Annotated in this window: 20 protein-coding genes; all 20 read left to right on the top strand. The window is 38.5% G+C overall.

Features of this window, described 5'->3' with window-relative positions:
• Positions 1 to 183: 183 nt before the first annotated feature.
• The 20 genes from pnp to GH754_RS03170 all read left to right on the top strand — a co-directional run bounded on the left by pnp (position 184) and on the right by GH754_RS03170 (position 22089).
• The gene (gene pnp / locus GH754_RS03265) at positions 184 to 2298 is read left to right on the top strand and encodes a polyribonucleotide nucleotidyltransferase (RefSeq protein WP_153727309.1); all 2115 of its coding nucleotides are present in this window, start codon (positions 184 to 186) and stop codon (positions 2296 to 2298) included.
• A 360-nt stretch (positions 2299 to 2658) separates the two neighbouring features.
• Positions 2659 to 3612, top strand: coding sequence for a polysaccharide deacetylase family protein (locus tag GH754_RS03260; RefSeq protein ID WP_153727308.1), 954 nt, complete (start codon positions 2659 to 2661; stop codon positions 3610 to 3612).
• Between the two features lie 43 nt (positions 3613 to 3655).
• Positions 3656 to 4870, top strand: a complete 1215-nt coding sequence (locus GH754_RS03255) for a M16 family metallopeptidase (protein WP_153727307.1) — start codon at positions 3656 to 3658, stop codon at positions 4868 to 4870.
• 96 nt (positions 4871 to 4966) lie between these two features.
• On the top strand, positions 4967 to 5215 hold the full coding sequence (locus GH754_RS03250; RefSeq protein ID WP_153727306.1) for a YlmC/YmxH family sporulation protein: 249 nt from the start codon (positions 4967 to 4969) through the stop codon (positions 5213 to 5215).
• 824 nt (positions 5216 to 6039) lie between these two features.
• The gene (dpaA, locus tag GH754_RS03245; RefSeq protein WP_153727305.1) at positions 6040 to 6933 is read left to right on the top strand and encodes a dipicolinic acid synthetase subunit A; all 894 of its coding nucleotides are present in this window, start codon (positions 6040 to 6042) and stop codon (positions 6931 to 6933) included.
• On the top strand, positions 6933 to 7532 hold the full coding sequence (gene dpaB / locus GH754_RS03240) for a dipicolinate synthase subunit B (RefSeq protein ID WP_153727304.1): 600 nt from the start codon (positions 6933 to 6935) through the stop codon (positions 7530 to 7532). Before dpaA ends, dpaB begins: the two co-directional genes overlap by 1 nt.
• A 230-nt stretch (positions 7533 to 7762) precedes the next feature.
• Positions 7763 to 8815: an aspartate-semialdehyde dehydrogenase gene (asd, locus tag GH754_RS03235; RefSeq protein ID WP_153727303.1), complete on the top strand. Its 1053-nt coding sequence runs from the start codon at positions 7763 to 7765 to the stop codon at positions 8813 to 8815.
• Positions 8816 to 8836: 21 nt separating this feature from the next.
• Positions 8837 to 10054, top strand: coding sequence for an aspartate kinase (gene dapG / locus GH754_RS03230; protein ID WP_153727302.1), 1218 nt, complete (start codon positions 8837 to 8839; stop codon positions 10052 to 10054).
• A 21-nt stretch (positions 10055 to 10075) separates the two neighbouring features.
• Positions 10076 to 10945: a 4-hydroxy-tetrahydrodipicolinate synthase gene (gene dapA, locus GH754_RS03225; protein ID WP_456114933.1), complete on the top strand. Its 870-nt coding sequence runs from the start codon at positions 10076 to 10078 to the stop codon at positions 10943 to 10945.
• A gap of 171 nt (positions 10946 to 11116) precedes the next feature.
• Entirely contained in the window at positions 11117 to 11788 is a 672-nt protein-coding gene (locus GH754_RS03220; RefSeq protein ID WP_407690654.1) for a ClpP family protease, read from the top strand.
• Positions 11789 to 11790: 2 nt separating this feature from the next.
• Positions 11791 to 11994, top strand: coding sequence for a YlzJ-like family protein (locus GH754_RS03215; RefSeq protein WP_194841270.1), 204 nt, complete (start codon positions 11791 to 11793; stop codon positions 11992 to 11994).
• A gap of 133 nt (positions 11995 to 12127) precedes the next feature.
• Positions 12128 to 14476 carry a DNA translocase FtsK gene (locus GH754_RS03210; protein WP_153727298.1) on the top strand — a complete coding sequence of 783 codons (2349 nt, stop codon included), beginning with the start codon at positions 12128 to 12130 and terminating at the stop codon, positions 14474 to 14476.
• A 137-nt stretch (positions 14477 to 14613) separates the two neighbouring features.
• Positions 14614 to 15897, top strand: a complete 1284-nt coding sequence (gene yfmF, locus GH754_RS03205) for an EF-P 5-aminopentanol modification-associated protein YfmF (RefSeq protein WP_323741827.1) — start codon at positions 14614 to 14616, stop codon at positions 15895 to 15897.
• Complete coding sequence (gene yfmH / locus GH754_RS03200; protein WP_153727297.1) at positions 15894 to 17180, top strand: EF-P 5-aminopentanol modification-associated protein YfmH; 1287 nt, start codon at positions 15894 to 15896, stop codon at positions 17178 to 17180. The genes yfmF and yfmH overlap by 4 nt, the downstream gene beginning before the upstream one ends.
• Before the next feature lie 22 nt (positions 17181 to 17202).
• Positions 17203 to 17922: an elongation factor P 5-aminopentanone reductase gene (gene ymfI / locus GH754_RS03195; RefSeq protein ID WP_153727296.1), complete on the top strand. Its 720-nt coding sequence runs from the start codon at positions 17203 to 17205 to the stop codon at positions 17920 to 17922.
• Between the two features lie 73 nt (positions 17923 to 17995).
• A complete protein-coding gene (locus GH754_RS03190; protein WP_153727295.1) occupies positions 17996 to 18256 on the top strand; it encodes a DUF3243 domain-containing protein in 261 nt (86 codons plus the stop codon).
• Positions 18257 to 18442: 186 nt separating this feature from the next.
• Positions 18443 to 19237 (top strand): YmfK family protein, encoded by a 795-nt coding sequence (locus tag GH754_RS03185; RefSeq protein ID WP_153727294.1) that lies wholly within the window; start codon positions 18443 to 18445, stop codon positions 19235 to 19237.
• 20 nt (positions 19238 to 19257) lie between these two features.
• Positions 19258 to 20181 (top strand): helix-turn-helix domain-containing protein, encoded by a 924-nt coding sequence (locus GH754_RS03180; protein ID WP_194841269.1) that lies wholly within the window; start codon positions 19258 to 19260, stop codon positions 20179 to 20181.
• Between the two features lie 70 nt (positions 20182 to 20251).
• On the top strand, positions 20252 to 20830 hold the full coding sequence (gene pgsA / locus GH754_RS03175; RefSeq protein ID WP_153727292.1) for a CDP-diacylglycerol--glycerol-3-phosphate 3-phosphatidyltransferase: 579 nt from the start codon (positions 20252 to 20254) through the stop codon (positions 20828 to 20830).
• Entirely contained in the window at positions 20827 to 22089 is a 1263-nt protein-coding gene (locus GH754_RS03170; protein ID WP_153727291.1) for a competence/damage-inducible protein A, read from the top strand. Before pgsA ends, GH754_RS03170 begins: the two co-directional genes overlap by 4 nt.
• Positions 22090 to 22099 lie beyond the last annotated feature (10 nt).

Below are 22099 nucleotides of genomic sequence, written 5' to 3'. Positions count from 1 at the left end.
AATTTAACGTAGATTAGTTTAGAAGTAAAGCGGGATTTAATCCCGCTTTTTCTATAGGAAAAGGAATTGGATGATTTTAGCTTTTTTCGAATCATTCATACGTTTTTATTTGTTCATACATATTTCTAAGCAATCATGTAAAAATCTAACTATAAACCGTATAATTTTGAGAGGAGTATACAGATGGCAGAACTACAAAAGGAGTTCTCCACCGAGATTGCAGGCCGTAAGCTGACTATTGAAATTGGTGAGCTAGCTAAACAAGCTAATGGCGCCTGCATGATTCGTTATGGAGAAACGGCTGTATTAAGTACAGCAACAGCATCAAAAGAACCTAAAAATCTTAGTTTTTTCCCACTTACTGTGAACTATGAAGAAAGGTTATATGCAGTAGGTAAAATTCCAGGGGGATTTATTAAAAGAGAGGGTCGTCCGAGTGAAAAAGCTATTTTAACCTCAAGATTAATTGACCGTCCAATACGTCCTTTATTCCCTGATGGATTTCGTAATGAAGTACAAGTGATTAGCACTGTCATGAGTGTGGACCAGGATTGTTCTTCAGAGGTTGCCGCGATGATTGGTTCATCCATCGCCTTAAGCATATCTGATATTCCATTTGGTGGACCCATTGCTGGGGTAATTGTAGGTAGAATTGATGGAGAATTAATTATCAATCCAACTGTTGAACAGCTTGAAAAAAGCGATATTCATTTATCAGTAGCAGGTACAAAAGATGCCGTGAACATGGTTGAAGCTGGTGCAGATGAAGTTCCAGAAGATGTTATGTTAGAGGCGATAATGTTTGGTCATGAAGAAATCAAACGCCTTGTTGCCTTCCAGGAAGAAATCGTTGAAGCTGTTGGAAAAGAAAAGATGGAAGTTACCTTATTTGAGGTTGATGAGGATTTGCGTAATGAAGTTGAGTCCAACGCAAAAGCCCAAATGATTGAAGCTATTCAAGTACAAGAAAAGCACGCTCGTGAAGAAGCTATCAGCAATGTGAAAGCTGAGGTGCTTGAAAAGTATGCAGAAGAAGAGGCTGAGGAAGAAACGATTTCTCAAGTCAAAGAAATTCTTGATAAAATTGTAAAAGAAGAAGTACGTCGCCTCATTACGAAAGAAAAGCTACGCCCAGATGGTCGTAATCCAGAGGAAATCAGACCGCTGTCATCTCGTGTAGGTGTTTTACCTCGCGCTCATGGTTCTGGCTTGTTTACTAGAGGACAAACGCAAGCTTTAAGTGTTTGTACACTAGGGGCACTTGGAGATGTGCAAATTCTTGATGGACTTGATTTGGAAGAATCAAAACGCTTTATGCACCACTATAACTTCCCTTCCTTTAGTGTTGGTGAAACAGGACCTATTCGTGGACCTGGTCGTAGAGAAATTGGACATGGTGCATTAGGAGAAAGAGCGCTTGAGCCGATCATTCCATCTGAGAAAGATTTCCCTTATACCATTCGTGTAGTTTCAGAGGTACTAGAATCTAATGGTTCTACATCACAAGCAAGTATCTGCGCAAGTACGATGGCTATGATGGATGCGGGTGTACCAATTAAGGAACCTGTTGCAGGTATTGCCATGGGTCTTGTGAAGTCTGGTGAAGACTATACGATCCTAACAGATATTCAAGGGATGGAAGACTTCCTAGGCGATATGGACTTTAAAGTTGCAGGTACTAAGGAAGGCGTAACAGCACTCCAAATGGACATCAAAATTGAAGGACTTTCTCGTGAGATTCTCGAAGAAGCTCTCACGCAAGCGAAAAAAGGTCGTATGCACATCCTAGGTCATATGATGGAGACAATTGATATTCCAAGAAATGAATTATCCCAATACGCACCAAAGATTTTAACTATGTCCATTAACCCTGACAAAATCCGGGATGTTATTGGTCCAAGTGGTAAACAAATTAACAAAATCATCGAAGAAACAGGCGTTAAAATTGATATTGAGCAAGATGGTAAGGTGTTTATATCTTCAGCTGACATGAGTATGAACGAAAAGGCAAAAGGCATTATCGAAGACCTTGTCCGTGAAGTTGAAGTGGGTAAGATCTACATGGGTAAAGTTAAGCGAATTGAGAAATTTGGTGCCTTTGTTGAAATCTTTAATGGCAAAGAAGGACTTGTTCATATTTCTCAGTTAGACGACAGCCATGTTAAGAATGTATCTGATTTTGTTTCTGTAGGAGATGACATCCTTGTAAAGGTTAAGGAAATTGACAAGCAAGGAAGAGTTAATCTTTCCAGAAAAGCTGCACTACATGACCAAGAAGAAGCAAAGGAAAATAAATAGTCATCAAAAAGTAAGAAGCTGGCATGCCAGTTTCTTTTTTATTGGCTATTTTTAGGCCTCGGGCTGGATGTTGATTGAGGTACAGGATTGACTAGGGAGCGCTGTGTTTAGCATTTCAGCTTAATTCTTTAGCAGGGTAATGATGAACTTCAGAGACCCTGTGCTCCTTCTATAGTAGATGCATAGCGATGTTTAGCAAAAAACACATTCTTCAGCATTCACCACGTCTTCTTCAGCAAAAAAACAACCAACTTCAGCACACCCGCACACCCCAGCCACATCACCACCTAGATCACGTTCACTTTTCCAAGTTCTATCTAGTACAACCCCCTCATAAGGTGGAATGGAGGGGGTTTTTATATGAAGCGGCGATATATTATACAAGGGATCTTATTTATTGGTTTAGCCTTCTTGTCTTTCGGGGTATTTGAGAACCCCTTTTCAGACGATTACGTATCGGTAATGAAGTCGACTACTATATCGAAAGTAAATAAAGATGATCCCCTGTATCTAGAAATCAAACAAAAAGCGACAGAGTATGAAAAGGAACCGAAAAATGCCAAAATTGATGATGTATGGAAGAAAATGCCTGGTATAAATGGGTTAAAGGTCAATGTAGATAAATCATATATAAACATGAAGAAAAAAGGGAAGTTTGATGAAAAATTACTCGCTTTTAAAGAGATTGAACCAGAGGTAAAATTTACGGATCTTCCTGCTGCGCCAGTTTATCGTGGTCATCCTGAAAAAAAGATGGTATCCTACCTCATTAATGTGTCATGGGGTGAAGAGTACATACCAGGGATGCTGAAAAAGTTAAAGGAACAAAATGTGAAAGCAACTTTTTTTATTGACGGTAAATGGGCGCAAAACAATGTGGATATGCTAAAGATGATAGCAGAGGAAGGTCATCAAATTGGTAGTCACGGATATAATCACCCGAATATGAGTAAGCTCTCGGAAGGGCAAATTAAAGAACAAATTACGAAGACGAATGAAATTATTCAATCCATTTTAAAGGAAAAACCTGAATACCTTGCTCCTCCTGCAGGGAACTTTAATAAGCAGGTAGTAAAAATTGCGGCAGAAAACAAAATGGAAACCATTATGTGGACAATTGATACCATTGATTGGCAAAAGCCTGAAAAGTCAGTTGTATTAAATCGTGTGTTATCAAAACTAGAGGGTGGGGCCATGATTTTAATGCATCCAACAAAGGTCATGGAAGAGTCTATTGATGAATTAACTTTGAAAATTAAGGAGAAAAACTATAAAATTGGAACTGTTGGTAAATTATTAACGGAAAAAAGATAAACATAACTGTAACAAACTTTGTGGAACTTAGGAGGACTTTGATTTGGTAAAAAAATACACATGTAAAAATGGACTACGCATTGTTCTAGAAGAAATTCCAACCGTAAGATCCGTTTCCATCGGAGTTTGGGTACTAGCAGGCTCCCGAAACGAAACCAATAAAAATAATGGCATCTCACACTTTATTGAACACATGATGTTTAAAGGAACGGAAAATAGATCTGCCCGTGAAATTGCAGAAAGCTTTGACGCCATAGGCGGACAAGTGAATGCGTTCACTTCAAAAGAGTACACTTGCTATTATGCGAAGGTGTTGGATACACATGCAAGCTATGCTTTAGAAATTTTAGGAGATATGTTTTTCAATTCCACGTTTCAAACCGATGAAATGGAACGTGAGAAAAAGGTTGTTTATGAGGAAATTAAAATGTATGAGGATACACCAGATGATATTGTACACGATCTCTTGTCTCGTGCTTCATTTGGTAAGCATCCGCTTGGGTATCCTATTTTAGGAACTGAGGAAACACTCCATTCCTTTACACCAGAAGATTTAAGAGACTATATGGATCATAATTATGGACCGGATAATGTAGTTATTTCTGTAGCAGGAAATGTAGATGAAAGCTTTTTTAAAGAGGTTGAAAAACTGTTTGGTTCCTATGAAACAAACAAGGAATCTCATCGGTACAATGAGCCTACCTTTATAACGGAGCACATCAATAGAAAAAAAGAAACAGAACAGGCCCATCTATGTTTAGGTTATAGTGGTCTCCCTTTAGGGGCAGAAGACATTTATAGCTTAGTTGTGGTAAATAACGTATTAGGAGGAAGTATGAGCTCTAGACTGTTTCAAGAGGTGAGAGAATCAAAAGGTCTAGCTTATTCCGTTTTCTCCTATCATAGTTCTTTTTTAGATAACGGCCTACTAACGATTTATGGTGGTACAGGCAGTGATCAATTAGAGGTGTTAAAGGAGACTATTGATGATACGGTCGATGAGCTCGCTAAGGACGGGTTGACTGACAAAGAGTTAAAAAATAGTAAGGAGCAACTAAAGGGAAATTTAATGCTTGGATTAGAGAGCACGAATAGCCGTATGAGTCGGAATGGGAAAAATGAGTTGTTGTTAAAACGTCATCGTACGCTTGATGAAGTTGTAGAGCAAATCGATGCCGTCCACCATGACTCCGTACAAAATATCATTCAAAAGGTATTTCAAAAACCTTATTCAAGTGCTTTAATCGCTCCTAAATAATAAAGCGCTACGGCTACATCTGATAAGCTGACGAATTTTAGATAAGATAAATAAGCTCCTTTCCTTTTGCATAGGATTTAATGGGAGGGGAGTTTAATGAGATTTAAAGAGTTAAGTGGAAAAGAACTAATAGATGTTTCTCGAGGGACTCGGTTAGGTGTATTAGGTCAAACAGATTTAGACATTGATATTAAAACGGGTAAGATTCAATCCATAGTTGTTCCCAATTATAAGTGGTTTGGGGTTAAGAAGGGTGAAATGCAAGCTGAGCTTCATTGGAACGAAATTGAAACAATTGGTGATGACATGATGATTGTAAAGCCCTATGAAGATCGGTATAAATGAATATATAATCGAGCCGTATATGGATAATCAATAAACCTTTGTTTTCTTTTCAAAGAAGACAAAGGTTTTTTTATCGCTCTTCTCTATAAGAATGTTGTTTTTGACTAAAAAGATATAAAATGCGACGTAACTTCAGCAGGACTTGTTTCCAAATATCAATATGATGAGTGCAAAACCGTCGCTATGGAAATACACTTCGCTTTCACCCAAGGGCACAAGTTGACATCTACTCAAACTCCCTTTGGTCGTTTTCATAGTGTCTTCTTTGCCGCGGGCAGGAGCTGTGTGCCCCCTCGCTAACGCTGCGGGGTCTCACCTGTCTCTTTGCTCCCACGAAGAACAGGACGTTCGAGTGTCGGTGCTCTGCCACTGGACGTGGCCGTTTTTAACCGACCAGGAGTCTCCGTGTATTTCCTCCGCTAAAACATTGCCTCATTCGTTTATTTAGAGCTGAACTATTGGTTAATCAAAAGCTTTTTAACTTTGCATTCATCAGAACACTTCAATAGTGGAGGCAGAATACGGAGACTCCTATGGGAGGAAGCGTGGTGAAGACCCTGCAGGAAGCGGTCTGGGCTTCCGAGGAGGCTGAGGCCGTGCCCATGGAAAGCGAAGTATTCTGCCGGAACGGTATGCATGCACTCATATTATTCAGTACAGAACGAATCTAAATTTAGTTACGTCGCATTTTCTATCAACTGCGAAGTATAAAGTTTACGAAATCACCCTTTTTTATTCACACTATTATTCGTTTTGCCATAGTATATGAGCGTAAACTTTAATGGGCTTTTGTACTAAGAACAAACACTGTGAGGTGTATTGTGATGTTAACGAATTTTAAGGTTGGGATACTCGGTGGCGATGCCAGACAGATCCAAGTCATCAAAAAGCTATGTGAATCAGACGCTACAGTATATTTAGTTGGTTTTGATGAACTAGAAGAGCAAATACCAGGCTCTATAAAAACAAATATGGAAAATATAGATGCTGAAGAATTAGATGCTGTGTTACTACCTGTAAGAGGAACAGATCATGAAGGATATCTTGATTCCCATTTTTCTGATTACTCACCACAGTTAACAGAAGAATGGGCAGAAAATTTAAAGCCCTCTACTCTTGTCTTTACCGGAATTACTAACAACTATTTAACTACACTATGCGATAAACATAACTTGAATTTAATTCCACTGTTCAATCGTGATGATATTGCCATCTATAACTCTATTCCAACAGTTGAAGGTACGGTCATGATGGCAATCCAATATACGGACTTTACCATTCATGATTCAGACGTAGTTGTTCTAGGGTTTGGTCGAACAGGAATTACGTTAGCCCGTACCTTTAAAGCATTAGGGGCAAGGGTAAAAGTGGGTGCTCGAAAGCCGAGTGATTTAGCACGAATATACGAGATGGGATTTGAACCCTTTGAGACGAAAACGGTTAACGAACACGTTTCAGACTGTAATATTTTATTAAATACCATTCCAGCACCTGTTGTAAATGTGAAGGTCATTCAAAATATGCCCCAGGATGGAATCATTATTGATTTGGCTTCCAAACCTGGTGGAACTGATTTTCGCTACGCTAAAAAAAGAGGTGTTAAGGCCATTCTTGCCCCAAGTATACCGAATATGGTCGCCCCCAAAACAGCAGGCGACATTTTGGCTAGTGTGATCGTACAAATTTTAAATGAACAGGGAGAAAGGGGTAGTTATTAATGGATATTAAAGGAAAACGAATTGGATTTGGTGTAACGGGATCCCACTGTACGTACGAGGAGATTTTTCCGCAAATCCAAAAACTTGTAGATGCTGGTGCAGAGGTGGTACCTGTCATTTCGAACACGGTTAAATTTGTAGACACAAAGTTTGGGAAGGCAGTTGACCACGTAAGTAAAATAGAGGAAATAACGGGTCAAAAGGTCATTTCAACCATTCCAGAAGCAGAGCCACTTGGGCCGAAAAATCCTTTAGATTGTATGGTTATTGCGCCTTTAACGGGGAACTCGATGAGTAAGCTTGCCAATGCTTTAACAGATTCACCTGTTTTAATGGCTGCAAAAGCCACAATGCGTAATCAAAATCCAATTGTTTTAGGAATCTCTACAAATGACGCATTAGGCTTAAACGGGGTAAATCTAATGAGGTTAATGGCAAGTCAATTTTTCTACTTTATTCCATTTGGTCAGGATCATCCGTTTAAGAAACCTAATTCACTTGTAGCTGACATGGAACAACTCCAGGTTGCTGTAGAGAGTGCCTTAGACCGTGAACAGTATCAGCCCGTTCTTATTCAACGTATGTTTAGAGAAGATTAATGCATAAATAGTATCTAGTATTCAGTAATTTAGATTATTCGGATGATTACAAGAATAAACTAAGGCTCATACCATGTTAAAAAACTCAAATACGCTTTCAGCAGGCCCGTTGACATCTAGCCAAGTTTTTCTAATCAAACAGAGTATGCTAGAATAATATATAATAGTCTAACTAATTAAGTGGATAACTATTATAGTTAACATATTGTTTAAGAAAGGGGAAACATTTAATGACACAAAATACACAAGGTTACCATGTTGCGGTAGTAGGTGCAACAGGAGCAGTAGGTCAAAAAATGATTGAAACGCTTGAAGACCGTAATTTTCCTATCAGCACAATTTCCCTACTCGCATCTAAGCGGTCTGCTGGAAAGAAAGTACTCTTTAATGGTGAAGAAGTTGAGATAAAAGAAGCACTTCCAGAAGCCTTTGAAGGTGTAGATATTGCATTATTTTCTGCAGGTGGTTCTATTTCTAAAAAATTGGCACCTGAAGCTGTAAAAAGAGGAGCAGTTGTGGTTGATAACACAAGTGCATACCGCATGGACGCAGAAGTACCATTAGTAGTACCTGAAGTAAATAAAGAGGATATTAAGAAGCATAAAGGTATTATAGCTAACCCAAACTGCTCTACCATCCAAATGGTTGCAGCATTAGAGCCTGTACGTGAAGCATTTGGACTAAAGCGTGTAATTGTATCCACCTATCAAGCTGTATCTGGTGCTGGTACTGTTGCTGCCCGCGAGCTTAAGGATCAATCTCAAGCCTTCCTAAATGGGGAAGAACTAAAACCAGAAATCCTACCTGTTAAAGGTGATGAAAAGCATTACCCAATTGCTTTTAATGCTTTGCCACAAATAGATGTCTTCCAAGAAAACGGATATACGTTTGAAGAAATGAAAATGATCAATGAAACAAAAAAGATTTTGCATTTAGATAAACTACCTGTTGCTGCAACGTGCGTGCGTCTTCCTTTCTTTACTTCACATGCAGAAAGTGTCTACCTTGAGGTTGAGAAAGACGGCGCATCAGTTGCGAAATTAAAAGAACTGTTTGAAGCAGCACCTGGCGTTGTTTTAGAAGATGATCCTGAAAATCAATCCTACCCAACACCTTTGAGTGCAGAAGGCAAACGTGATGTTTTTGTTGGGCGTATTCGTCGTGACTTAGATCAGGAAAATGGCTTTCATTTATGGGTTGTTTCCGACAATCTTCTAAAAGGTGCAGCTTGGAACTCGGTACAAATTGCAGAAACGATTATTGAGAATAACTGGTTAAAATAACGTTTTGTTTGAGGTGTCTAGATGAAATTAATTGTACAAAAATTCGGTGGAACTTCTGTGCGTTCAAAGGAAACGAGGAAGAATGCCATTTCACACGTGCAAAAGGCCGTGCAAGATGGATATAAAGTGGTTGTAGTAGTATCAGCAATGGGGCGGCATGGAGACCCTTATGCTACAGATACGCTGCTATCTTTAATTGATAGCGAGTCCTCGATTTCGAATCGAGAAAAAGATTTATTAGTGTCATGTGGAGAAACGATATCATCCGTCGTATTTTCTAGTGAACTAAATACTGCATCAATGAATTCAGTCGCCCTCACAGGAAGTCAAGCAGGATTTTTAACAAATGGTGATTTTACCAATGCCAAAATTGAAAAAGTGAAAACAGATAGAATCATAGATGAATTAAAAACCCATGATGTTGTAGTTGTCGCAGGATTTCAAGGAAAAGATGAAAACGGTGAGACGACAACTCTAGGAAGAGGTGGCTCTGACACAACCGCAGCTGCCTTGGGTGCCGCTTTAAAAGCAGATTTTGTGGATATTTTTACAGATGTAGAAGGTATTATGACAGCAGATCCTCGAATCGTCGAATCTGCTCGCCCTTTATCAGTTGTGACGTATAGTGAAATTTGTAATATGGCCTATCAAGGTGCAAAGGTTATCCATCCCAGAGCGGTGGAGCTTGCGATGCAGTCCGAGGTTCCACTTCGAATCAGATCCACTTATAAAGACGATGAAGGTACACTTGTTACTTCTTCTAGAACAGAAGAGCGGGGTCAGGACATACCAGATCGTCTGATTACCGGGATTGCACACTTATCAGGTATTACCCAAATAAGTGTAAAAACGGAACAACATATTGGAAAATTACATGATGAGGTATTTTCATCAATGGCTGAAGCCAAAATATCTGTAGACTTTATTAATATTTCACCTGATGGTGTAACCTATACAGTACCAAGTTCATCTGCGGACAAAGCGGTACAGCTATTAGAAAACCTAGGTTATCATCCAACAACCCTTTCTAATTGCGCTAAAGTGTCAACTGTTGGCGCTGGAATGACAGGGGTACCAGGGGTGACGTCAAAAATTGTTGGTTCTTTAACTGCTAAAGGCATTGAGATCTTACAGTCTGCTGACAGTCATACGACAATATGGGTGTTAATAAAGGAAAAAGACCTAAAAGAAGCCGTTACCGCATTACATGACACGTTTCAACTAGAACAACAAGGTTAAGTTAAGAAAGGAGTAATGAATGTGAGTTTCGGTGAGGTTTTAACTGCCATGGTTACCCCTTTTGATGCTAGGGGTGAGGTAGATTTAGAGAAAACGAAACGGTTGGTCGATTATTTGATTGAAAATGGTTCAGATGGCTTAGTTGTGACAGGAACCACTGGCGAATCCCCGACATTATCTGATCAGGAAAAGGCTTTTTTCTATGATAAAGTTGCAGAATACGTAGGTGGAAGAGTACCTGTGATTGCGGGTACGGGGATGAATGATACGGGAGCTACAATTAGACTGACTAAAGAGGCTGAAAAGACAAATGTTGATGCCATTATGCTCGTGAATCCATATTATAACAAACCAAATCAACAGGGCTTGTATGAGCACTATAAAACAGTGGCAACTCAAACAAAGCTTCCAGTCATATTGTACGATGTTCCAGGACGTACAGTGGTAAGTATGACAGCAGATACGGTTGTTAATCTTTCTGAGATTGAGAATATTGTTGCCATTAAAGATGCCAGTGGAGACTTGGATCGCATAGCTGAAATCATCGAAAGAACAAGTGATGATTTTCTATTGTATAGTGGTGATGATAGTTTAACTTTACCAATTAAAGCCTTAGGCGGTGATGGTGTAATTTCCGTTGCATCACATGTTATCGGCAAGGAAATGAAACAGATGATTGAATTGTATAACCAAGGCAAAGTCACAGAAGCAGCTAAGCTACACCGAAAGCTTTTACCGATTATGAAGGGGGTTTTTATTGCTCCTTCCCCATCTCCGGTGAAAGCCGCTCTCAATATGAAGGGTGTAGATGTTGGTGGAGTTCGTTTACCACTAGTTCCATTAAACAGCCAGGAACAAGAAGTATTAGAAAATGCATTAAATAGCTTTTAGCGGAAGCCGGCAGATTTTCTGTCGGCTTTCTGCATGGGTAAAGTACCTTCTGGCCATAATAAGGTTAAACATGGAAGAAGGGGCGTAGTTAAAGTGAACAATGATCAGAATCCACAAAAAGACGGAAACAAAGACGAACAACAAGGCAATGAAAATAACTCCAGTGCCTTAGTGCAAAAGCTACAACAATTAGGACAAACGAATGTTCCGGCATCACCGGATTCCAATATCCATATTCTACCGATAATTGGGCAAGTAGAAGGCCATGTGCAATTACCACCTAAAAACAAAACAACGAAATATGAGCATTTACTACCGCAAATTATTGCTGTAGAACAAAACCCTAAAATTGAAGGACTTATTGTTTTACTGAATACAGTTGGAGGAGATGTTGAAGCAGGACTTGCAATTTCAGAGATGATTGCTTCCATATCTAAACCAACTGTGTCTATAGTATTAGGTGGTGGGCACTCAATTGGCGTACCAATTGCGGTATCGACTGATTATTCATTCATAGCTGAAACGGCAACCATGACAATACATCCAATTCGTTTAACCGGGTTGGTCATAGGTGTCCCGCAAACCTTTGAATATTTGGATAAAATGCAGGATAGAGTCATCAACTTTGTTACTCGCCATTCAGATATTGCTGAGGAAAAGTTCAAAGAGCTTATGTTTGAAAAAGGAAACCTAACAAGGGATATAGGGACGAATGTCATCGGTACAGATGCTGTAGAATATGGACTTATCAATGAAGTGGGTGGAGTGAAAGAGGCTATGCAAAAGCTAAATCAATTAATTGATGAACGAAAAGACCAAGATGGAAGTCAGGTGATTCAATGATTTTGTATACGCCATTAAATGAGCATGATATTTTCCCAACCGAAGATGATGAGTATAACAATTATAAATGGGTAACCATTAACAATCGTGTGATGAAGGTCCAAGATATGAAGGATGGCACCTATGAGGTATTACAAACCATTTCAACCGACCCAAACGATTACTTAGATGAACAATATTCCCCAGGTGCAAAAATTCGGTTATAAACCTACCTAGTATTTTACCTTAAGTTGCACTATGATATAATAGGATTGATATCAAGCAGCCAGATAATTGGCTGCTTCTCTTTTACAGTAAAATGGTACCTTGTTTTACATAATGCAATGAGGTGAATGATTTATGGCAAAGAAAAGACGTAAACGAAGAAAAAAGAAGACATCGGTGAAGCAAGGATTAAAGTTTGAACTATTAGGCTTGTTATTCATCTCCCTTGCCATCTTTTCCAGTGGGATTACCGCTATAGCAGGTGGATTTATCCCAAGGGGCTTAGAAAATTTATTTCGATTATTTTTTGGCTTTTGGTTTTCTATTCCATCCATCTTTCTGTTTGGATTAGGTATATCACTTATGATTAAACGGGAATGGCCTAACTTTTTACATACTAAATTAATAGGCTTCTATATCATTTTTTCATCACTATTATTATTTACTCATGTCCAAATTTATGAACCCATCATGACAACGGCGTTGGATCCCTCGATTTTAAAGACAACATGGTCCCATTTCAGGGGATTTATAGCTGGTGATCTAGAGGCTACATACTTAGGCGGAGGATTATTAGGGGCAAGTCTTTATGCGTTTAGCTTTTATTTATTTTCTCCAACAGGTGCCAAAATTCTTTCCTTTTTTGGACTAATCATAGGAATACTATTTTTAACTCAAATTTCTTTAGGAGACATAATCAGTACAATCTATGAAAAATTGAAAGGGAAAATTATGGAGTACAGGCTCCGTCTACAGCAAAAATGGGCTGAGCACAAAGCGAATAAAGCTGAAAAAAAGGCTGCACTTGAAGCAGATGCTGATAATGAAATGGAAGTTGAAATCGGACAAGCTAGCCAACCTGAAACGAATAGTGATAATGAAGAGCCGATTATTCAGGATTTTACGGACGCTTTATATCATACTCATGAATTTGATGAGACTCCTCTGTCAAAAGAGGAACATAAAGGTCAAGAAGAAGAGAATCAGGAAAAGGTATCCGAGGATAACCATCCAACTTCGGATATAGACGAGGCCTTACCACTTACAGAATTGGAAAATGTCGAATATATATTACCTTCACCAGATTTATTAGCTGAACCTATTCAAAATTCGCAGCAACAAGAAAAATCACAAATACAAGCTACGGTTCGCAAGCTAGAAAGAACGTTTGAAAGCTTTGGGGTAAAGGCGAAAGTTTCCAAGGTTCATGTAGGTCCTTCTGTGACCAAGTATGAAGTTCACCCTAATGCAGGGGTAAAGGTAAGCAAAATTGTCAATTTACATGATGATTTAGCCTTAGCGCTAGCAGCAAAGGATTTGCGAATTGAAGCCCCAATTCCAGGTAAGTCTGCCATTGGAATTGAGGTTCCAAATCATGAAACAGCAATGGTATCCTTACGCGAAGTATTGGATTCCTACCCGAAAAACAATCATCAAAAACTGTTATTTGGTTTAGGTCGTAATATTTCGGGTGAGGCTATCACCGCAGAATTAAATAAGATGCCCCATTTACTAATTGCAGGTGCCACAGGTAGTGGTAAGAGTGTCTGTGTAAATGGAATTATCACAAGTATCCTTATGAGAGCAAAGCCTCATGAAGTTAAGATGATGATGATTGACCCGAAAAAAGTTGAATTAAATGTTTATAATGGGATTCCTCATCTCCTGTCACCGGTTGTGACCGATCCGAAAAAAGCAGCAAGAGCTTTGAAAAAAGTGGTTGCTGAAATGGAACGACGGTATGACCTATTTTCAGATACGGGTACACGAAATATTGAGGGCTACAATGAGTATATTAAACGAATGAACAGCCTGAACGATGAGGAGCAGCCTTTACTGCCATATGTTGTCGTCTTAATCGATGAGCTAGCAGACCTGATGATGGTTGCCTCTAATGAAGTTGAGGATGCAATCACTCGTTTAGCGCAAATGGCAAGAGCGGCAGGTATACACCTAATTATCGCGACACAAAGACCATCTGTAGATGTTATTACAGGGGTCATTAAGGCAAATATACCGTCAAGAATCGCCTTCAGCGTTTCTTCTCAAACCGACTCTAGAACCATATTAGATTCTGGTGGTGCGGAGAAGTTACTTGGACGAGGAGACATGCTATTTATGCCTGTGGGAGCTTCTAAGCCAACACGTATCCAAGGGGCCTTTTTATCAGATGAAGAAGTGGAACGAATTGTTGACCATTGTGTGGAGCAACAAAAGGCACAGTACCAAGAGGAGATGATCCCTGAGGATGAGTCTGAGGTCGTTCAAGAAGTAGACGATGAGTTATATGATGATGCTGTTCAGCTCATCCTAAGTGCTCAAAGTGCCAGTGTTTCTATGCTACAAAGAAGATTTCGAATCGGATATACAAGAGCCGCCCGCTTAATTGATGCCATGGAGGACCGTGGAGTTGTCGGGCCATATGAAGGAAGTAAACCAAGAAAGGTACTAGTTTCAAATGTAGAAGAAGAGCAAACCTCATAGAACAGATAAACAACCTCTTATCATGTCCAAGATAGGAGGTTGTTTATTTAAACGATGGCATTTCAAAAATTAGGATAAGTTTTCATATTCATGATAAGCTAAAATGGAAGTAGAATGTTTTAAGGAGGTTTTGTAGAGTGGCAGAATTAATGGAACATAAGGAAAGTCTAAATGGCTATCAACTCCATTTAGTCCCAACTAGGAAGTTCAAAACGAATGCATTAGTTATACGTTTTCTTGCACCCCTACAACGAGAAACAGCTACCAACAGAGCATTACTGCCGTTTGTTTTGCAAAAAGGAACAAAGGATTATCCAAGCGAGCGTGTGCTGAGAACTAAGCTTGATGAGCTTTATGGTGCTGATCTAAATATTGATTGTGCAAAAAAAGGTGAAAATCACATTATTTCAGTTCGAATCACATTTGTGAATGAGAAGTTTTTAAACCAGGAAGATTCCTTAATGGATGAACTACTCGGACTTGTTCAGCAAATATTATTTGAACCAAACTTAGATGGTGGATCCTTTAAAAATGAAGTTGTTGAAAAAGAAAAGGAAACACTTAGACAGAAAATAGAGTCTATCAAGGACCAAAAGATGAGCTATACAAATATGCGACTGATTGATGAAATGTGTAAGGGTGAACCTTATGAAACCCATGTTCACGGGTACATTGATGACCTTGATAAAATCAACGGGGAAAATTTGTATCAGACGTATTTGTCAATGCTTAATGAAGATAAACTGGATGTATACTTGTTAGGGGATATTGATGTTGAAGAGTCCAAACAGGTTATTGAAAAGTATTTAACTTTTGATCGAACAGAGAAGCATCAGCCAACTATTGTAGAAAACAGCAAAGAAAAGAAGGACTACGAAGAGGTAACTGAGGCACAAAAAATTCAACAAGGGAAGCTACATATGGGCTTTAGAACCAATACGACCTTTAAGGATTCTAATTACTTTACGATGCAGGTTTTTAATGGCCTATTTGGAGGATTCCCACACTCAAAATTATTCGTAAATGTCCGTGAAAAGCATCAGCTTGCTTATTATGCTTCATCCCGATTTGAAAGTCATAAAGGTCTTTTACTCGTTTTTAGTGGAATAGCACCAGAAGCCTACGATAAAGCTAAAAATATTATTATTGAGCAGTTTGAAGATATGAAAAAAGGTAATTTCACAGATAAAGAAGTGGAAGAAACGAAAAAACTGACAATTCATCAGCTAAAGGAAACGTTTGATCATCCTGTTGGCATTGTCGAGGTGATGTATCACCAAGTTTTAGCTAATCGAAGTTTGACCCCGTCAGAAATGTTTGAGGGAATTAAAAAAGTAAAAAAAGAGGATTTAATTACATTTGCGAATCAGATTCAATTAGATACGATTTACTTCTTAACGAGTGAAGGTGATCAAAAATGAAAGTGAAAAATATAGAGCAATTTGGTGAACAGTTGTATTATGATACGTTAGATAACGGACTGGATGTTTTTTTATTACCACGTAACGAGATGGAAAAGACCTATGGAATTTTTTCCACTAAGTATGGCTCTATCGACCAAACTTTTACACCACTTGGGAAAGATGAATATACGACCGTACCAGATGGAATTGCCCATTTTCTTGAGCATAAAATGTTTGAAAAAGAGGAAGGAGATATCTTTCAACAGTTTACAAAGCAAGGTGCATCTGTTAATGCCTATACATCCTTTACACGTACCTCTTACTTATTTTCTTCAACGGAAAATGTCGATGAAAATGTCGAAACCTTGTTAAACTTTGTCCAGGAGCCTTATTTTACGGAGGAAACCGTGGAAAAGGAAAAAGGTATTATTGCTCAAGAAATTAAAATGTATGACGACCAACCTGATTGGCGGTTGTTTTTTGGCATGATTGGAACTATGTACCAAAATCACCCTGTCAAAATTGATATTGCTGGCACAGTTGATTCCATTCAAAAGATTACGAAGGATGATTTATATACCTGTTATGAAACCTTTTATCACCCTTCAAACATGATTTTGTTCGTCACGGGTAACTTCGAGCCTGAAGCCATGATGAAGAATATAAAGCAAAATCAAGACAAGAAGACATTCCGACCTGCTGATGAAATCAATCGAAAGTTTCCCGATGAGCCCACACAGGTTGCTGAAAAGGAAAAAGAAATTCGCATGCCCATTTCCATTTCTAAATGTCTCGTCGGAATTAAAGAAGACCCAAGTCAGCTAACGAAAGAAAACATACCGAAATTAAAGCTCGTGACACAGATGGTTTATGACTTTTTATTTTCGAAAAGTGGCGCCTATTATGAAGAGCTTTATCAAGAAGGCCTAATTGAAGAGCAGTTTGATTATGAAATTCATATTGAACAGAACTTTTCTTTCTCCTTTGTTGGCGGAGATACAAAGTCGCCAAAGAAGCTGTCCGATAAACTTCAGTCTATGCTGTTAAAGCTAAAGGATGAAGAGTGGACAGAGGAAAGCTTTGAACGAATGAAACGTAAAAAATTAGGTGATTTGATTCGTAGACTAAACTCATTAGAAGGAACAGCCAATCATTTTATTGACTTTTATCAATTAGACCTTGATTATTTTGATATATATCAAACCTTAGATGACATGACGAAGGATGAATTTGAGTCTATTGTAAAGCAATGGATCAGTGAAGACCGATTAAGCACATGTTATGTCGTACCAGAAAGCTAAAGGAAAGGAAAGTCTGTTAACGATGAAAACCTGTTTAATAACTGGAGCTAGCGGCGGAATTGGGGGTAGTATTGCTAACAAGCTCGTTCAAGACGGATGGCAAGTGATTTTACATTGCAATCAAAATTTAGACGGCTTAATAAAACAATCAGAACAATTTCCTGAAGAGTCTGTTTTAGCATATATCCAGGCAGATTTATCCACCTCAGATGGGGTGGATGCTTTATTAAAGCAACTTCATTTTCAAATTGATGCATTCGTGCATGCAAGCGGAAAGGCGACATATGGCTTATTCCAAGATGTTCAAGATATGGAAATCGATGAAATGTTTCACTTACATATAAAAGCTCCGATGAAAATATCCCGTTACCTTTTATCGAGTATGATTAAAAGAACACAGGGAAAAATCGTTCTGATTAGTTCCATGTGGGGGGAAATAGGTGCCAGCTTAGAAGTATTGTATTCAACTGTAAAAGGAGCTCAAAACACCTTTGTGAAAGCACTAGCAAAGGAAGCAGCCGCAAGTGGGATTCAAGTCAACGCTGTGAGCCCAGGTTTTATCGATACTAAAATGAATGATCGGTTCACATCCGAAGAACGAGAGGAATTTATCGCAAGTATTCCCCAGCAAAAGGCTGGAAGAGCTGAGGATGTCGCAAATACGGTATGCTTTTTACTTAGTGAGAGTGCCCAATATATAAATGGGCAAATTATTGGAGTTAATGGTGGATATACCTCTTAAAAATATTCGTGAATAATCTCTTAGTAGCGGTTCAAACTAAGAATGAAAGGTCCAATTTGAAGGAGGAATTCACATGTCCATCTTAGATAACTTTGATTCATGGAAGCATTTTTTAGGCGACAAAATGCACAATGCACAGGACCAAGGTCTTTCTCAAAAGGAAATTTCAGACTTAGCGTATGAGGTTGGGGATTACTTAGCAACGCAAGTGGATGCTAAAAATGATCAAGAAGCAATTTTGAGGGATTTATGGAATGTTGCTTCAAATGATGAGAAGCATGCTATTGCAAACATGATGGTAAAAATGGTTCAAAATGAAGGCAACATTCAATAACAAGAGGGAATTTTTCCCTCTTGTTTTACTTTCGTCCTATTCTTAAGTTGAAATTTTTTTCGTAAAATTCGACATTACTGAAAAATCCTGTAGAATAATGCTAATATTTCCTTTTCTAATAATCCAAAATCATTTATCATAGTATTTAGTAATGTCTTGAAATCCTTGTGCAAAAGGGGCTTGAATATGGATGAAAGAAAAGAATATTATTTAGAATACGAAATTAAAATAAATCGTCCAGGTTTATTAGGAGATATCTCGTCTTTATTAGGAATGCTTTCCATTAATATTGTTACAATTAATGGCGTGGAAAACTCCCGTAGAGGAATGCTTTTGTTATGTAGACATGAGGAGCAAATAGAACGGTTAAAATCAATTTTAGATACGATGGAAACCATTCGCATCACTAAACTGCGACTTCCTAAACTACGAGATCGTTTAGCTGTTCGACATGGTCGCTATATACATAGTGATGTGGATGATCGGAAAACGTTTCGCTTCGTTCGTGATGAATTAGGTTTACTCGTTGATTTTATGGCTGAATTATATAAAAAAGAAGGGCATAGGTTAATTGGTATTCGAGGTATGCCTAGAGTTGGAAAAACTGAATCCATTGTAGCAGCAAGTGTCTGCGCAAACAGAAAATGGCTATTTGTCTCTAGCACACTCCTAAAACAAACGGTACGAAGTCAATTGATTAGAGATGAGTATAATGAAGATAACCTATTTATTATAGATGGAATTGTGTCAACTAGACGTGCAAGTGAAAAGCATTGGCAATTAATCCGTGAAATTATGCATATTCCAGGTACAAAAGTTGTCGAACACCCCGACATTTTTGTACAGCAAACCGAATATTCTTTAGAGGATTTTGATTATATTATTGAATTGAGAAATACTGAAGATGAAGAAATCAGGTATGAATCTGTCGAAAGACCAAGTCTTTCTCAGGATAGTGATTTTTCAATGTTTGATTTTTAAGGATGGATGGTGTTAAGGAAATGGAACTTGGTGAGAAATTAAGGGAAGCCAGAGAGGAAAAAGGTCTATCCCTGCATGAAATTCAGCAAATGACCAAAATCCAAACTCGGTATTTACAAGCTATTGAGGAAGGAAATTATAAAGTATTGCCAGGTAGCTTTTATACGAGAGCTTTTATTCGGGAATTTGCGGAAAATGTAGGATTAAATGCGGACCAGCTACTAGAAGAATACCAAAGTGAGCTTCCTTCATCGACTGATGAGGACCTAGAACGGTTAAGTCGTGTTCAAAAGCATAGAAAGCAAGCAAATTCTAATAAAAATTCAATCTTTCTTTCAGTTTTCCCCAAAATCTTAACCGTATTATTGATTGTTAGTATTATTGTGTTTGCTTATTACTTTTATCAACAAACTATTGAACCTGAAGACACTCCACAAGAACAAGACTCAAATGAAGTTGAAATTACTCGTGGAGAAGAAGCTCAGGAGCCAAATGATGAACTAGAAAAGACAGACGAAAGTGCTACTGAAGATGGTGAAGGTGAGGCCAACGAAGAAGATTCAGAGAATGAGGGAAAAGTGGACGAGCCAGAACCGGAATCAGAAACTGAATTGGAATTGGTTAATCAATCAGAAGGTGGGTCGCTGTCTGCCGAATATGACGTGACGCTTCCAGAAGATGAATTTAATATGACGATTGAAACATCCAAAAACAGCTGGCTTGTCATAAAAAATGGTGATGGAAAAGTATTTTATAATGATGACTTTTCGGATGATGAATCACCGAAAACCTTTGACTTTGCTGGTGAAAAAGAAATACAGTTAAGAGTTGGGCGAGCTGCTGACTTAGATGTTACAATAAATGGTGTAAAGGTAGAATATCCATTCGATCCAAGTAAGCCGGAGAACTATGTCCAAAACTTGACCATTAAGGTGAAAGAGTAAATCGTGAATAATTTTTTAGAGTCATCGCCGAAACGATGACTCTTTATTTCGTTAGATGGAGGCGTAAAAAATGAATATACCTAACCGAATCACATTATCTCGAATATTATTAATTCCTTTTTTTATTGTTTTACTGGCTGTTCCTCTTGACTGGGGAGAGATTGAAATTGGTGAAGGAACCCTTCCGATTTCACATTTAGCTGCTGCTATCCTGTTTATTGTGGCATCAACAACCGATTGGATTGACGGATATTACGCAAGAAAGCATAACTTGGTTACCAATTTAGGAAAATTTTTGGACCCGTTAGCAGATAAATTACTCGTCTCAGCAGCCTTTATATTACTTGTTGAGCTTGGTTTGGCACCTGCTTGGATTGTGATTTTAATCATTAGTCGGGAATTTGCTGTCACTGGATTAAGACTTGTAGCGGCTGGTGAAGGAATGGTGCTTGCAGCCAGTCAGATGGGTAAATTAAAAACATGGATACAAATTATTGCTATCAGTGCGCTCCTACTTCATAATTTTCCGTTTTCACTTATGGGTTTTCCTTTTGATGTAGTGGCGTTATATGCAGCCTTAATCATTACTGTGATTTCTGGAATTGATTATTTCGTTAAAAATTGGCATGTGATGAGGGATTCGAAATGAAGGATATGAATGCTGAAATTTTATCAGTAGGTTCGGAGCTGTTGCTCGGTCAAATCGTAAACTCAAATGCTCAATGGCTGTCAAAGCGACTTGCGGATTTGGGTATTAATGTATTTTATCACCACACGATTGGAGATAATTTTAATCGCCTTGAGCAGGCTATGAGGCTTGCTAAGGAGCGTTCCGATCTGGTGATTGTAACCGGTGGACTAGGCCCAACTGACGATGATTTGACCAGAGAAGTTGCTTCACAGGTTATAAATCAACCGATCGAAGTTGATGCACAGGTACTTGCCAAAGTTGAATCTTATTTTCAAAAACGTAATCAAACGATGACAGAGAACAATCGTAAGCAAGCTCATGTGTTTCAAGGTAGCACTGTGTTTCCTAATGATGAAGGCATGTCGCCTGGGATTTTTACAGAGCACGAAAATACGGGCTGGGTTTTTCTTCCTGGTGTACCCCGGGAAATGAAATCTATATTTAATCAAAGTATTGATCCGTTTCTGAAGCAAAAATATTCACTAAATCAAAAAATTTATTCTCGGGTCTTAAAATTTATCGGCATAGGAGAATCGCTTCTAGAGGATCGTATTGCTGACATCATGAAAAAACAGACGAATCCAACTATTGCCCCTCTTGCCGGCGACGGAGAGGTGACCTTACGCCTTACTGCAAAGACAAAAACAGAGGAATCAGCTAATGCTATGATTGCAAAAGTGGAAAAAGAAGTTTTGCAGCGAGTTGGAGATTACTATTATGGTGCTGATCACGAAACGGTGGAAAACCGAGTATTTCAGATACTAAAGGATAACAGTTTGACTTTATCTTCGGCTGAAAGTATAACGGGTGGTAGGTTCATCGATCGAATGATCTCACTTCCGGGAGCATCTACTATTATTCTTGGCTCTATAGTCTGTTATCAGCGTGAGATTAAGGAGAATATACTTAAGGTTTCAAAGGATGTTTTGGATCAGCACGGAACAGTAAGTGCTCCGTGTGCATCTGAATTAGCTAATAACATACAAACAATGATGAACTCAGATATTGGGATTAGCTTCACGGGCAATGCAGGTCCTAATCCAATTGAAGGAAAAGAGGTTGGATTGGTCTATATAGGATTAAAAATTGGGAGCCAAGAGCCGCTGGTGGAATCTATCCAAGTAAATGGGACAAGAGAAAACATTCGAAATCGCGCAGTTAAAAAAGGCTTTGAGTTGCTTTATCACTATTTAAAGCAGTACCATTCCATTGAATAAATAATTTAAA

Source organism: Salinibacillus xinjiangensis (assembly GCF_009649735.1).
GTDB lineage: Bacteria > Bacillota > Bacilli > Bacillales > Alkalibacillaceae > Salinibacillus > Salinibacillus xinjiangensis.
Note: the sequence above shows the minus strand (reverse complement) of the source record. Positions and strands in the feature narration are given on the sequence as shown.